We start from the raw sequence: 15010 nt of genomic DNA, 5'->3' as shown, positions 1-15010 counted from the left end.
TATCGGTTATTCATCCTCCGAGAAGATCGGCTGAATCTTCACTTCGAAGGTAAACGACTTTTCGTTGAATTGGTACTTTTCCATGAGTCGCGGTCCGCAAGAGTTGGAGCCTACGCCGCTCATTTTATAGTCCACATGCACGATCGTCTCATCGCGACGTACCAGCTCGACATTGTGTTCCGCCAACGTCAGGTCTTCTGGCGCAAAGTGACTGGCGTTGAAGGAGAAGCGATCATTTGCCGTAAAGCGAAGCCCCATGCCAAGAAGATTGCTCACGACGGCCCATTCCGTGCTGTAGCGGGAACCATTCTCCTGCGGCATGATGTAGTCCACATGCATCTGATCGACAGAAGTGCGGTATACGTCTCGTTTAACGCTGAGTTTTTTGTCGACATAGCTCTCGTGAGGGCCGAGGCCGTAATAGGTAACGGCTTCATTCCCCTTAGGCATCGTGAGCTGCAGGCCGAAGCGCGGCAGGAAATCAATCGATTCTTTGACGCGAACATCGGTCTTCAGTGCAATGGAGCCATCCGGATAAATGTTCCATTCAGCTGTTCCATGAAGAATGTTCGGAATGGAGTACGCGCCTAGCGAGTAATTTACGATGATCGTGACTTGCTCGCTTGCATGCTGCTCCCATTCGATGCTGTACACCTTCGTCGTCGCACGGCGCAGACCATGATTGACCCAGGTGTGCTTCTCATTGCGGTCATTGTCCGTTGGCGCTCGCCATACCTGGAAATGAGCAGGAGCCTGAAGCATCTTCACGCCGTGCTTCGTAATACCAGTAAAGGTACCTAAGCTGAGATCGAACGTATGCTTGAAGTCAAAGCCTTCAATAACGAGCGTGCGACCGGCTTCTTCTGCCTGTATCGATCTTGCAGCCGCGGTTAAGGATGACTGTGCCGGACTAGCCGTCCGAGGCTGTACTTCGAATTGGACGCTTGCAAGCTCATAGCCAGCAGCAGCCCACTCCAGCTCTTCATGCAAGACACAGCTTAATTCAAGATCGACGGCTGCTGTTACGTTAGCTGGAATCTTGAAGTCAATCGTAAGCTCGGTGCTTCCATGCGGAGCCACTTCTGGTGCTTCGAGGGCACCTTGCTGAAGCAGCTTGCCTTCAGCGCGCAAGCGATAATGAATCGCCAGCTTGCTTAAGCTGCTGAAGTCATAACGATTCGTAAGCTTGAACTTTCCTTGAGCCGCGTCTACGGCCTCAATGGTAACAGGAGCGTACACTTCCTTAAGCTCCAGCAGCCCAATATTCGGCTTGCGGTCAGGGCTAACCAGACCATCGATACAGAAGTTGCCGTCATGCGGCTTCTCACCAAAATCCCCGCCGTAGGCAAAGAAAGGTTTGCCGTCTGCAGTAAAGGTTTTAATGCCATGGTCCACCCATTCCCAGACGCAGCCGCCCATAAGCTTCGGATAAGCGTACATGACCTCCCAATAATCCTTAAGGTCGCCAGGGCCATTGCCCATGGCATGGCTGTATTCACAGAGCAGCATCGGCTTCTTATTCTGCTCATCCTGCGCATAGGCCTCTAGATCCGCAACTGACATATACATGCGGCTTTCCATATCGAGACTGCTCTGATCCTGCATGCGATCAGGATCATGGGCTGCTCCCTCGTAATGGACGAGCCTTGTCTCATCGCGCTTCTGTGTCCATTCCGCCATCGCAATATGGTTGGGTCCATAGAAGGACTCGTTGCCGAGCGACCAGATGATAACGCTGGCATGGTTCTTGTCTCGCTCTACCATGCGGACTTGACGCTCAAGGAAGGCTTCCTTCCATTCCGGCAAATTAGGCAGAGCCTTGCTGTTTTTCATCCCATAGTGCAAGGAGAAGTCGCCATGCGATTCCAGATCAGCCTCATCTATGACATAGAAGCCATACTCATCGCATAGATCCAAGAAGCGTGGATCATTAGGATAATGGGAGGTACGAATGGTATTCATGTTATGGCGCTTCATAAGCTTCAGATCTTCGATCATATGCTGGATAGGAATCGTCTGTCCAAGCTCTGGATGCGAATCGTGGCGATTGACCCCTTTAAGCTTGATATCTTGTCCATTTATTCGGAAGATGCCATCTTTAATCTCGACATGACGGAATCCAACCTTTAATCGAAGCACTTCCTCGCCGCTTGAGATTAACACCTCATACAGATAAGGATGTTCCGCATTCCAAAGGATCGGGGAATCGACCTGAAGGCTGATGGTTTGCTTGCCGTCTACCTCGGCCTGCTTAGACTGCATTTCCTGTCCATCCTGATCAGATAGTTGAATCGTAATCGATGACGCACCCGTCGTATCAAGATCGACCTGCAACTCTGCGGACTCAAGCGTCTCGTCAAGCAATGTACGACAGAATACATCTCGGATATGGGCGCGGTCGCGGGCAAGGAGATAGACATCGCGGAATATTCCTGTATAGCGCCATTGATCCTGATCCTCCAAATAGGAGCCGTCGCACCATTTCAGTACCATAACCGCGATCTTGTTGCTTCCTTGTCGAATGTAAGGCGCGATGTTGAACTCAGCCGGTACGCGGCTTCCTTGGCTGTAGCCGACGTAGGAGCCGTTGATCCATACATAGAAGCAAGCGTTTACACCTTCAAACATGATATAAGTATCTTTGGCGGACCATTCTTCCCCAATGCGGAATTCCCGTACATATAATCCGGCAGGATTATGATCTGGAACGTACGGTGGGTCGTAAGGGAACGGATAGTTCACATTGGTATATTGAAGCTGATCATAGCCTTGAACTTGCCAGCAGGATGGGACAATCAGATCATCCCATTCCGACGTATCATAGGCTTCATTCACCCATTCGGTATCGACGTCTTTCGCACGAGGGCGATATCTGAATTTCCAGCTTCCATTCAACGTCTGGTACCAAGGGGAGTGAGCACGCTTGCCTGATCGCGCGCCATCCTTGTCTCCGTATGGAATATAGGAAGCGCGGGCTTCCTCTCGATGTTCATGCAATAGAGTAGGGTCTTCCCAATAGCGAGGCAGGGTCACTTTATCCGTCTCCTTTCACATTCCTCTATAGTAGTTGTGTTATATTAACATTATAGAATGAGCAACTTCCTTGATACAGAACGAGATATTCGTATTTGTTCAACGATTTTCGCATAGGTCATTTCATTCAAGGAGAGAGCAGCGTGGCAAATAAACTTGGATTTCTTATGCAAACTGATAGTGTGACGAAGCTGCCTGTCTATATGACAGGGGCTGGCCATTGGGACCATCAGGATCCGATTTATCGACCTGAAGGGTATCCTCAATACCAGTGGCTGCATTGCGTATCTGGAGAAGGAGAGCTCAAGGTGAATGGGCATGCCTATCGAGTCAAGCCTGGCTCCGGGATGTTTCTTTATCCCGATGAAGATCATGCTTATTACAGCGTTGAGAAGCCGTGGGAAGTATACTGGATTACGTTTATGGGGAGTGAAGTAGAGGCGCTTGCTCCGCTTGCGGGCATTCATGCCTCAGGCGTGTATGCGCTGCACAGTCAGGAGCTCATTTTAAACCATATGAAAAATGCCTTGTCCTTAACGCTGTCCGGCCAGCCTTTTGCAGGTCTAGAATGCTCCAAGCTTGTGTATATGTTCTTTATGGACCTGATAAACGATCGATCGATGCACGCCTCATCAGCCGATCAAGGGTACTTGCGCCTGAAGCCTGTGTTTGATTATATGGAGGAGCATTATAATCGGGATATTCCATTGCACGAGCTGGCGCAGGAATTAGGCGTATCGGTTCAGCATCTATGCTTGCTTTTTCGAAAAATGATGAATAAACGTCCCATGGAGTACTTGAACCAGCTGCGCATTCATAAGAGCAAGGAGCGCCTATTGGAATGTCCGGACGCTAGAATTGGAGAGATTGCCAATCAGGTGGGGTTCACGACCCCTGGCTATTTCAGCACATGGTTTAAGCGTACGGAAGGGATGACACCGGAGGCATTTCGCAAGTTGAATGGTGTTCGATGATCAAAACTAGGGTGCAGATAGAAGAAATTACAAGGAGGATAACAAGCAAACGACAGAAACTTATTGCTCGTTTTAGCGTCTAACCTATGTTATAGAACGGATTGATTTCTAACAGACGAGCGTATTTGCTTTTACTAGTGTTATGGAAGGAGCGAATAACATGGTCAGAAGAGGCCGGCCTTTTGTTATGGTCATGCTATGCTTATCACTGTTAGGGTCCCAGTCGAGTGTTGTCGCTGCTTCAGAAGGCGAACAGGTAGATCGTACGGTACTAAGGCAAATCTCAAGTGAGGTTGGAACGGTGTCCAGTGTGTCCGCACAATTCGATCAGCAGCATGTAGGCTATGTCGACCCTGAGACCGGAACCATTTACTATAATATCAGCGGTGTACAGGACGATAAGCGCTGGTATTCGGTCGTTGAACGCTCGCCGGATGGCACGCTGATGCGTTGGGAAGACGGATTTACCTCGATCTATGATGCAGGAGATGCTGCTCCAAGAGTATCCATTCTCCCATCCAAATACAGTCCGGGCGATCTGAATCAAGGCTACTACTATGATGTAGCCAGCAGCACTGTTCGTGAAGGAAATGCATATGCCGTTTCTCCTGACCACAGGTGGGCATTCACGATTGATGAGCGATATGTAGCTGAGCAAGATCAGAACGGAGCCAATCGTATTCAGAAGGAGTACAGCTATTGGGTAAAGGATGCCGACACCAAGGAGCTGGAGGAAGTATTTACGAGTCCATCCTACGCGAGGGCAGCATGGACCGTGGATAATCAGATGATCTTGCAGCGTTATAGCACGAAGGCGAAGCAGAACGAGATTGTGCTCTTTGATCCAAGCACGCATAAGTGGCAGTTTGTGATGAACGCCTCGCTGCTGCTTTATTTAAGGGACCGTCATTTGTTGGTGTACACCAATAATGAACCAACCAGACAGCCAAAGGCATATGATATGAGCACGAAACGTGCAGAGGTGCTGACGACAGAGGCGCTGAATAAGCTCTACGAAGAAAGTCGTCAATCCTATAGTGAGATTGAGAAACTCGATCCTGAATTGAACATTACCCGCCTGCCGGTCAAGTCCTTGGCCTTCACTCGCAATCGGGAGCATAAGGTTGAACTGGATGGACAGACCATTAAGTTCCCCTATGCGGTGAAAAAGAAGGGGACGCTATGGCTGCCAGTGAAGCCACTCGCTGATGCGCTCCATTGGAGGATTGAACCGTTGAAGACGGAAGCCGCGGATTATCAATATGGCATTCAGCAGGGCGCATATCGTATAGAGCTTGTGAACGAGAACAGCATCGTGATTAAAGATCGGCTGTTTATAACACGAGGACAGCTTCAATCGCTAGGATATAAGGACATTCAGGTAAGCCCGAATAAGATGGGCAAATAATAGACAAACGCTTGGGGCGCTCCCAAGTGTTTTTTTTATGGCCATATTGGGATATTTAACGTGATAAAAGTTTATATGGAAGATATATAAAACAGGATGGACCCTAGCATCATCACCACTAGACATAAGAGGATGGAGAAGATGGAAATGGCATACGACAGAGGATTCAACGACCATTTTAGACTATAGCAGGATAGGATACAGGAGGGAATCGCCATTAACCCAGCCAAGGAGAGGGGATGGAGTCCGGACCAGCTTAAGCTGAGCTCGATCAGCCTCATGGATGAGACAGCTCCTATCTCGAGCAGGACACAGAGGAGACTTGAGAGCATGGAAAGCTTAATTGTACGATGCACAATCATCTGCAACATCCTCCATTCCTAGAATATGTATTGCTGCCGAGGCAGAAGGGCTTTAAAAATCTAAAAAAGCCCCTCGATTTCAATCAGGGGCTTTCTCTGTTCGGGGCTCGGAAGTATCGTTCTTCACCCTGTTGGTTGCATGTGTTTGTGCGCCAGCTTATGACCCACCTGTACGACGGCGTTGATTGTTCGGCTTCTTCGTGTTCTGGCTCTTCATCATTTTTGTGGTGTTAGAGTTGAAGTTTCCTTTGTGCTCTGATTGCTGCTGCTTCTTCTTTGCAAGCATTTCCTTCATTGCATCTGCAAGATTGACTTTCTTTGGTTGTTGATTCTCAGACATGTTACCACCTACCTAAGGCTTTATTGTCTTAAGACTATCATGGCTTGTAACGAACAGCAATATGCCAGAATAAATATATATGTTTATGCAAAATGACGATCGACAGGATGCGTAGTCAGAGGCTTCATGGGCTTTAAAGAGTCATGCCAGTTTGGTGGCTTCGATCTCCTGTTTCATTGCACGGCGCTCATGCGCTGTCAACATCGGCAGTTATAACAGCGTCGGCCATTTTCCCGTTTGTCATACATGCAGCAGGAGGAACGAATGATCATGGTCGCTCCTGGCTCATATGGACTATCAATTAGTCTTGGCTGATGCTGGAATGGATTGCGCTTGCGGTTAAATACGGCTCCCGGCAGCTGCCGCAGGAGCGCAATGCCTTGGTCGAGCTTCGCGATTACGTTCTCGCGCGTCTCCATTCTCGCGATAAAATGACGCATGGAGAGGATATGGGCTCCAAATTGGTTCCAAATAAGATCAGGCTTACGCTTGGCGGCACTTGTGATCGACTCGATTATAGGCGCAATCCATGTCTGAAAGTCATCTTCCCATGACTTGAGGATGACAGTCTCTGCATCTCGATCAGGCAGATTCTGAAAGCGAAAAGAGTTCAGCTTTAATCCGATTCTCGCCATCCCCTGTGGATTCGAGATCTGGAGTGTCAGCTCTTCCATGTCGAGCATTAGACATTTATCGTATTGGGCGGCGAGATAAGAAAATAGGATTCTACAATAGAAAAGTCCACATCATAGTGTTCATGCTGGTTATTCACGTCAAGACCTCCATTTGGATGAGGCTGCAAGTTGTGGTGAGATCTGCGCTTCATGCATCAGAGTAGGCCAGGAAGCAGTGCGAGGTTTCTCACTATACACAATTTTATCTAACTGTTGATAACGATTCTCATAAATAAGGTAAGTATAGGGAGCGAGGACCGAGATTGTCAACTGATAAGCGGGAGTGGAAAAATAAAAAAAGCAGCTCTTCCTCTCGTATGAAGCCTTAGAGAAGGAAGAACTGCTTGTGTTCGGTTATGGATTACCATCCGCGTGCATAGGACGCAGGTGTGTTCAGCTCTACGCCTAGTGTCTTCGCAGCGCGACGTGGCCAATAAGGGTCGCGAAGCAGCTCGCGGCCGAGGAAGACCAGATCGGCACGCAGATTGTGCACGATATCCTCAGCGTGAGTCGGCTCTGTAATCATGCCAACGGCGCCTGTTGCGATGCCTGCTGATTGGCGAATCGCCTGGGCATAGGATACCTGGTAGCCAGGGAAGACCTCTGCCGGCGCACTGGATACGACCCCGCCTGTGCTGACATCAATGAGGTCGACGCTCTGTGCCTTCATGCGGCGCGCATAGTCAATGAAGACCTCCAAGGAATTGCCTTTCTCCGCATACTCATTTGCCGAGATGCGAACAAACAGCGGTTTGTCCCATACGCTCCGCACCGCATCGATCGTTTCTTCGAGGAAGCGATATCGGCCATCCACGCTGCCGCCGTATCCATCGAGGCGCTTGTTTGAGAGCGGCGACATAAATGCATTGATGAGGTAGCCATGAGCGGCGTGAAGCTCAATAACATCAAAGCCAGCCTCTTCCGCACGACGAGCGCCCTCCGCGAAGGCCTTGATCGTCTTGCGAATATCCTCCTGCGTCATCTCCTGCGGTGTCTCGTAATGATCGCTAAATGCAATAGGCGAAGGTGCGATTGAGCTCGGCACGGTTGCTTTGCGGCCCGCATGGGCAAGCTGAATGCCGATCTTGGCACCTTGTGCATGCACCATGTTCACAAGCTCGCGAAGCCCCTCGATCTGCTCATCCTCCCAGATGCCAAGATCCTGCGCACTGATGCGCCCATTAGGCTGGACGGCTGTAGCTTCAAGGATAATAAGCCCGACTTGCCCTACTGCGCGAGAGGTATAGTGGACGCGATGCCAGTCATTGACTTTGCCGTCCTGCGCCTCGCTTGCATACATGCACATCGGAGACATGACGATGCGGTTTGGAAGAGTAAGATTGCGTATAGTTAAGGGTTGAAATAGTTGTGACATGATTTAGCTTCATCCTCTCTATGTTGTGGGAATGAAATATTTTGGTGGAATGGGAAAAATATAAAAATGCTCTATTTCTCCGTATTATACCGCTTGTCTTGGAAGAGGACAAATTCTGATCATATGGCGTCAGCTTATCGCTTTGGAGGATACAAGCTCATTGAACCAAGCAATGCAATCTGACGTAATCTCGTCGCGATTGGTCTCGTTCAACAGCTCGTGTCTTGCCCCAGGATAAATAATCGTTTTGACATCCTTAAGCTTCAATTGTTCGATATACAGCTGTTCCAGCTTGCGGACACCAGCACCGAAGTTGCCGACCGGGTCTTTGTCTCCCGCGATAATAAGCACAGGCAGGTCCTTCGGAATTCGAGCCGTAACTTCTGGGCGATGGATCTGCTGCAGCAGATGGAACAACTCGTAATAGAAGCCTACCGTGCATACATAACCGCAGAATGGATCATCGATATACTTTTGCACTTCATCCGCATCGCGGCTTAGCCAATCGAACTTCGTTTTGCTTGGCTTAAACTTTTTATTGAAGCTGCCGAAGGCGAGGCTGTCGATAAATTGGCTGCGGTGCTCAATGCCTTTCCATTTGGTGATTAGGTCAGACGCCCATTTCCCTGCGTGGAGCTCAGGTCCGCGTGGGCCATTGCTTCCGCATAGCACAACGCCATCCAATATGGAGCCGTACAGTGCAATATACATCTGAGATAAGAATGAGCCCATGCTGTGCCCAAACAGAATTAAAGGCACGCCGGAGTGCTGCTCTTGAATGTAGGTGCTGAGCAGCTTCATATCCTCGACCATATGGCGGCCATCGTTGCGGTTAAGGTGTCCTAGCTCCTCTTGCGTTGAGGCAGAGCGCCCGTGCCCGCGATGGTCATTGGCGTACACATAATAGCCTTCCTCCACTAAAGCCTTCGCAAATCTTTCATACCGCTTCCCGGATTCGGTCATCCCGTGTGCAATTTGAATAACGCCTCTTGGCGCTTGTTCTTCTTGCTCAGGTCCCCAGTGATATATCGTAATCGGATGATGGGTTGAACTATCTAATTGAAACTCATGGAATTTCATGCCATGAACCTCCTTGGTGTCTTGTGATTCTTCATATGTAATGTAGGCAGAGAAGGTTAAAGTTTACTACTAGCGGTAAAGTGCACTCTACCTATTCATAACCATTATAAGCAAAGCTGAGACAGTAAACCAACGAAGGGAGAAGCGCCAGGGATCTTTACTTTCAACGAAGCAGTGCGTACTATTAGAGAATAAAAGAAACAGTGGTCAAAAAAATAGTTGAAGTGGAGGGTCTTTGACATGTTTGAACCTACCTTATACAGCGGGGAACCGACTAAGGATTATCCGCTTCTGCGTGCACAGCTGGCAGCATTGATTGACGGAGAGCCTAGCTTGATTGCCAATCTGGCGAATGCATCAGCCTTGCTCTGGCATGGGCTTAAGGATATTAACTGGGCCGGATTCTATTTATATGAGGAAGCATCCAATCAGTTAGTGCTGGGGGCGTTCCAAGGTCTTCCTGCTTGCGTTCGGATTCCGCTCGGTCGTGGAGTATGCGGAAGCGCAGCAGCAGAAAAGCGTACGTATGTCGTGGAGGATGTTCATGCGTTTCCTGGACATATTGCCTGCGATGCTCGCTCTCAATCGGAGATCGTGGTGCCGCTTATCCAAGACGGCAAGCTGATTGGTGTTCTGGATATTGATAGTCCCATCAAGAATCGCTTTCATGAGATCGATCAGGAGTGGCTGGAGCAAATGGCGGAGATCTTGATGGAGGCCTCGAAATAGGAGCGTTTATCGCATTATTAGGATATATGCAGGCTGGCATCAAGCCATTCATTGGACGCAAAAGCCAAGGCACCTCTTGAATAAGAGGGACCTTGGCTTCTTTGTGTCCAAGCACAACATTCGACGATTAACGATATTGGTTGTGGCAAAATAGGTATAGATTAGGGGCGCATAAAGGATGCTGATCCGAAAATGGCTAGGCTGCAGGCAAACGGAATGAGCGTCATTCCGTATCTTCTGCAGGCGATTCCGTCATGTCCACCTCACTCATCACTTCAGCTCGTGATAGAGGCTCTTCTTCTTCAGTTGTTTTGGATGGCTCGGCCATCTGGCGATCACGCAGCTGGTCCATCGCCATAGGCAGATGTGTAGACACGAGTCGGTGACAGCGTCGATTCACATCAGATTGAACAAGAGCTGCAACAAAGAGAGCGGCGAGCAGAATGGCGATTGGAGCAAGCAGCTCGCTGCAAGCTGCAAGGGCATGCCCCATGATCTCGACAACCTGTGGACTTGATTGCAGACCGACCATATCTGTTGAACTTGTCATCGCAAGTACAAGGATCAGTACAATCAACAGCAAGGGCAGTGCCAGCTTGAAGATCATGTGGATGCTGCTGCGATAGGGATTGCGCTGTTCTTCGCGGCTCTTCAGCATATAGGCAATCGCAGCAAGCTTCTCGATCTCGATTCGCTCGTATGCGTACAGGCTGCCCTCGATCTCCTTATCAATGACACGAACCCGCAAGGAGCGAAGCTTGTCCCACTCTTGCATGTAGCGCTGCAGGGGATGCTTCACTCGGAAGAGAAGCCGACGATAGCGAATGACAGGCACGACCGATGAGGCTAGTACGAGAGCTGCCACGATATATATTAGGATTGAAATATAGATGTACATGAGTATAGCTGTAACACCTCTTCTACTTAGCCCCATTAAGGAGCGGATTGGAACATAAAAAAGCATGTAGGGCGATGATCGCCCACTATTAGTAGCATAACACGAACTTGCTCGTGATTGTATGTCAATTTGGTCCTTGCATGGCTGGAACGGAAATGTGTATCATAAAAGTGTTGATCAGCACACAATGCGCTGGTGTAGCTCAGGGGTAGAGCAACGCACTCGTAATGCGTAGGTCGGGGGTTCAATTCCCTTCACCAGCACCATCTAGATTCCAATAATGACGCGGCTTCCAGGGTTTCGGAAGCCGCGTTTTTTATTTTAGGTATCTTTTACCGATTTCTGATGGACCGGAAGCAAAAAAACGAACCCCCTGCACCTTCTCTAAAGTACAGGGAGTTCGTTTTATTACATTCGAGATATGTTTCAACCTAAAAAGGTTCATACGAAACCACTATTAGCATTATGGCTTGGGGGTATATTCGCTGACATTCATTGCATTGGCTTCGACAGAGATCCAATACGTAGCTCCAGGTGTCTTCAAGTACAGGTTTAAGGAGTCTTCTGTGTACGGGCCAGATGTGACTTTGAAGTTGCCTTCACGATCAACGGATACCGTTACATCCTCAATTTGATTGGGCTTCTTCCCGCCCGTCTGCACCATCATCGTCGTTTGCTGGCCAGCAAGAATGGTGAATTTGCCTTCAACCGTTAAGGTGCGATCAGGATGATAGGTAGCGATAAGCGTATAATCTTTGATCACTTCAGGTTTCTTGTAGACTTCTCGTTCAGGTAAAGGAGGCAGGAATTCAACAGGTGTCCGATTGGCTGGTCTTGCGCGCAATGACTTCAGCTTAGGCTTCAGTTCTGTAAGCAATTGAACAGCCTCGCCGCGAGTCATTGTACGATCTGGCTCAAAGCCATTGAGCGTTGAATCCATAGTCCCTTTCATATAATTCATACCAAGCACATACCAGATGGCATTGTAATTGACGTAATGGACGCCGTCGGCCGCAGCTATAATTTCTGCAACCTTCCCTCTCGTAATCGGCTTATCTCTAGCTGGAATGCTTGTCAATCCAAGCAGTGGGATGTTTCGCATCTCAGCAATCCGGTAGGCAGCATCAGCGGCATGCTTCTTTTTAGCTGGTGCGTAAGCCTCAATATGGATTTGATAATGCTGTAGGAACATCGTCCAGAATTCAGCTTCTGTTACCGTGCTTGCAGGCTTGCTTGCATGCAGTGGCGGATAAGTCTTCGTCTTTAAGCGTGGCAGCACCTTGACCTGAATTCGTTCAGAGGACAGATTCCCCACATGAGCGGTTACGTAATAATTGCCCGCCTTTATTCCCTTGAAAGTAGCAGGAGACGCGAGCTTTAGCCCTGCTGCATTGCTGCTGACATAACGTACTTGGTCTGTCAGGGGTTCCGTGACATTATCGTCATATCGTCCTGTAATCCGAATGGAGGCCTCTTCGCCTTCATTAATCAGAATCTCTTTCGCAGCTCCGGATATGCTCTCTAACTGATGGCCCTTGCCTGTCTTGAAGGACCAGGATAGATGCTGCGTCTCGGATGAGCTATCGGTACGGTATGCCAGATTGACGCGATATGTATGATAACCCTGCAATATGGACTTTGGATAAAGGAACAGGGTACGCCCGCTCGAGACTTCTTCATAAAAAGGAACGTTATTTCCCTTCTCGTCTGTGATGCTTGCTTCATGCCAATCCAGCTTGCCAGAGACTGACGCAGAAATAATATAGCCTGAATGCTCGACGTTGAACTGATCCAACGGATTCGGCACTTCATTCCCGTAGAATCCTACTGGCACATTGGTCATCCCTTGATAAGGATAGACAAAGATACGGTTACTTTGTATGGAGGATTGGTATGAACCACCTAGATTCACAACAGCTGTTCCATCAACAAGCGCGATGCCGATCTCGTTATAGGCAGAACCTAATATAATGTCGCGATGATAGGCGGTATCCAGCCAGCCTTGCATAGCCATCGTGCTGCTCTTCTGTCCAAAATGCATGACTTCACCCGCTCGGTATGAAGTTCCATAATTCCAGCCGGCGGCTTTCATTCGTTCAAAAGGTCCAGTTCCCGTAAACCCTTCCAGTCCCATTTTTTCTTGATGGGCACTTAAGGTAACCTTCTTTCCGCGTCCGTGCAAATTATAATAGTTTGCATGATTGATGGCTGCTTGCGTTATTTCTTTATTCAACTTTAACGGCGGCAGGCCAACGCTTTGGCGAACCTCATTCAGCATGGCAAGGGCATCTAATTGATCCTGCGTGTAAGCCGTTGAATCAGCGCTTGCGGCTGCCTTATGAAGCGGCATAAAGATAAAGCAAAAGACTAGCGCAAGGAATAGTGCAAGAAGCCCAAGGCGCGCAAAGTTCATGCGGAATCGCCTATGGCTTGATTCGCTATTCCAATTTGTGATTGTAGACATGATGCCTAATCGTCCCCTTGTAGAAATTTGTAAATCCATGTAATAGTTCGACAGAACGATACCAATTCCTTTTTATATAAGTCGAAATACCCGTATAACTAAAAAAAGAACCTTGGCAAGGTATCCAAGATTCTTCATATGCTTCTTCTTTTTCAAAAGCGCCATAGCTGCGAAGCTGTTGTATCGCTATCATTATCGTTCTTGACAGCAGGCTCAATCCAGCAAGGTGTTGACTGCGATCAACACGATGATAAGACCGCTTAAAAGGGTGCTGAATTGTCCCAATGTGAATCTGCCGATTCGAATGTTCGCCACTTTTTGCCCTAGTGCAATACCAAGCCAAACGGATAAATAGCTTCCAATAGCAGCGGTCAAAGAGATAGCAAGGGGGGAAAGTCCCAGCAAGCCTGCGCCAACCCCATTTGTAACAGCATTTGCGGCAAGCGCGACGCCGAGAATCACGGCTTCACCCAACCCGATGGAGCCAGACTGATCTTTATCTACAGATTCAGGATTCCGTAAGATCGAGGATAACGAGCTTTTGCCTGGGGAGTCTATGCTTTCCTCTGCTTTAACAGGTTTTCTTGGAGCTGCCAGCAGAATAATCCGTATGCCTACAATGAACAACAGCAAGGCACCGATCAAGACAGGCACAACGCCTGGCAGCACCGAAGACAACCATTGCCCGGATACGATTCCTACCATACTAAGTAAAAAGCAGATTGCTGCGATCACAAAATTAGATAAATGGTTAATACGTATCCCGCGAATCCCATATGATATTCCAACACCTAAATTATCTAAACTAGATGACATGGCAAATCCCAAGATCATCATTCCGGCAACCATCAGAACCACTCCCTTTGTTTGTTTACCCCCATAGTACGACTGTTATTGTGAAGTTGTTCCTGTTTCGTTGATTTCGTTGAGAAAATGTCAACACGGTGTTTGTTATCAACAGGGGAGGAGTGGGTTGAGATGCCCAATGAGCAGAAGGACAATCAACTTGGTGAAACCTTATCGTCCTTGCTGAAGGCTCGGTCCTTATCCATGCGAAAGCTCAGCACGCTTTCAGGAATAGATACGGCTACGATATCACGGATCGTCAACGGCAAGCAGAAGCCGAAGTTGAGCCACTTAGAGCGATTTGCCGTTCATTTAGGAGTTCCGGCTTCGCATTTGCTTCAAGCAGCTGGATTTGGCGGCATGACAGCTGACGAGCATCCATTTACAAATATTCATTCCACGCTATCAAGTATTACTGAGATCCTGCAGGCCTCGAAGCTGATCGGCTATCCATTTAAGATTGAGGATGTTCAGCAGGAATTGGCGAAGTATGAGCCTTATGCGCTAACAGAGGAAGGACAACGAATCATCGTAAAGGATTTCCCGATGAAAATAGCCAGTGTGAATGGGGCAGGTCCCTTTATTGATGAATTGAAGAAGCTGTACGAGCATTTCTGTGCAAATGAAGTACCTGTCGAGAAGCGTGCGATCATGGGAAGCGCGCTGCTGTACTTTGTACTGTCGGCAGATGTTATCCCTGACTACGTATTCCCGATTGGATACCTCGATGACGCTATTGCGGTCCAATTGGTCTTGGCTCGTCTTTATCGCGAGGATCTGGAAGCCGGATCTTCAATGGACTTGTATGAATAAAGCACTAAGAAAAT

12 protein-coding genes and 1 tRNA gene are annotated in these 15010 nt (G+C 48.5%); 5 read left to right on the top strand and 8 right to left on the bottom strand.

Translation table 11 applies throughout. The annotated features are described in order from the left end of the window. Positions 1-6 precede the first annotated feature (6 nt). Positions 7-3033 carry a glycoside hydrolase family 2 TIM barrel-domain containing protein gene (locus I2H74_RS13790; protein ID WP_195574584.1) on the bottom strand — a complete coding sequence of 1009 codons (3027 nt, stop codon included), beginning with the start codon at positions 3031-3033 and terminating at the stop codon, positions 7-9. A gap of 143 nt (positions 3034-3176) precedes the next feature. Here I2H74_RS13790 and I2H74_RS13785 point away from each other — a divergent pair, with 143 nt between their 5' ends. Next, on the top strand, positions 3177-4007 hold the full coding sequence (locus I2H74_RS13785; protein ID WP_195574582.1) for a helix-turn-helix transcriptional regulator: 831 nt from the start codon (positions 3177-3179) through the stop codon (positions 4005-4007). Between the two features lie 160 nt (positions 4008-4167). After that, the gene (locus I2H74_RS13780) at positions 4168-5415 is read left to right on the top strand and encodes a hypothetical protein (protein ID WP_195574580.1); all 1248 of its coding nucleotides are present in this window, start codon (positions 4168-4170) and stop codon (positions 5413-5415) included. Positions 5416-5934: 519 nt separating this feature from the next. Here the strand turns inward: I2H74_RS13780 and I2H74_RS13775 are convergent. The 4 genes from I2H74_RS13775 to I2H74_RS13760 form a co-directional block, all read right to left on the bottom strand. Next, positions 5935-6117: a hypothetical protein gene (locus I2H74_RS13775; RefSeq protein ID WP_195574578.1), complete on the bottom strand. Its 183-nt coding sequence runs from the start codon at positions 6115-6117 to the stop codon at positions 5935-5937. A 197-nt stretch (positions 6118-6314) separates the two neighbouring features. Then, positions 6315-6800 carry a hypothetical protein gene (locus I2H74_RS13770; RefSeq protein WP_229106662.1) on the bottom strand — a complete coding sequence of 162 codons (486 nt, stop codon included), beginning with the start codon at positions 6798-6800 and terminating at the stop codon, positions 6315-6317. Positions 6801-7152: 352 nt separating this feature from the next. Further along, positions 7153-8166 carry an NADPH dehydrogenase NamA gene (gene namA / locus I2H74_RS13765; RefSeq protein WP_195574574.1) on the bottom strand — a complete coding sequence of 338 codons (1014 nt, stop codon included), beginning with the start codon at positions 8164-8166 and terminating at the stop codon, positions 7153-7155. 129 nt (positions 8167-8295) lie between these two features. Beyond that, complete coding sequence (locus tag I2H74_RS13760) at positions 8296-9246, bottom strand: alpha/beta hydrolase (protein ID WP_195574572.1); 951 nt, start codon at positions 9244-9246, stop codon at positions 8296-8298. Positions 9247-9486: 240 nt separating this feature from the next. Here I2H74_RS13760 and I2H74_RS13755 point away from each other — a divergent pair, with 240 nt between their 5' ends. Continuing rightward, positions 9487-9975, top strand: a complete 489-nt coding sequence (locus I2H74_RS13755) for a GAF domain-containing protein (protein WP_195574570.1) — start codon at positions 9487-9489, stop codon at positions 9973-9975. 223 nt (positions 9976-10198) lie between these two features. Here the strand turns inward: I2H74_RS13755 and I2H74_RS13750 are convergent, their stop codons facing one another. After that, positions 10199-10873 carry a hypothetical protein gene (locus tag I2H74_RS13750; RefSeq protein WP_229106661.1) on the bottom strand — a complete coding sequence of 225 codons (675 nt, stop codon included), beginning with the start codon at positions 10871-10873 and terminating at the stop codon, positions 10199-10201. 191 nt (positions 10874-11064) lie between these two features. On the opposite strand from I2H74_RS13750, the gene I2H74_RS13745 reads away from it, so the two are divergent. After that, positions 11065-11139 (top strand) — tRNA-Thr (locus tag I2H74_RS13745). A 197-nt stretch (positions 11140-11336) separates the two neighbouring features. Here I2H74_RS13745 and I2H74_RS13740 read toward each other — a convergent pair. Then, on the bottom strand, positions 11337-13337 hold the full coding sequence (locus tag I2H74_RS13740) for a CAP domain-containing protein (RefSeq protein ID WP_195574566.1): 2001 nt from the start codon (positions 13335-13337) through the stop codon (positions 11337-11339). A 213-nt stretch (positions 13338-13550) separates the two neighbouring features. Continuing rightward, positions 13551-14186, bottom strand: a complete 636-nt coding sequence (gene ytaF / locus I2H74_RS13735) for a sporulation membrane protein YtaF (protein WP_195574564.1) — start codon at positions 14184-14186, stop codon at positions 13551-13553. A 129-nt stretch (positions 14187-14315) separates the two neighbouring features. Here ytaF and I2H74_RS13730 point away from each other — a divergent pair, with 129 nt between their 5' ends. Further along, positions 14316-14996 carry a DUF1232 domain-containing protein gene (locus I2H74_RS13730; RefSeq protein ID WP_195574563.1) on the top strand — a complete coding sequence of 227 codons (681 nt, stop codon included), beginning with the start codon at positions 14316-14318 and terminating at the stop codon, positions 14994-14996. Positions 14997-15010: the final 14 nt, after the last annotated feature.

The sequence above is a fragment of the Paenibacillus sp. 1001270B_150601_E10 genome (assembly GCF_015558675.1).
GTDB lineage: Bacteria > Bacillota > Bacilli > Paenibacillales > Paenibacillaceae > Paenibacillus_B.
This window is presented reverse-complemented; position numbering and strand designations above follow the sequence as displayed.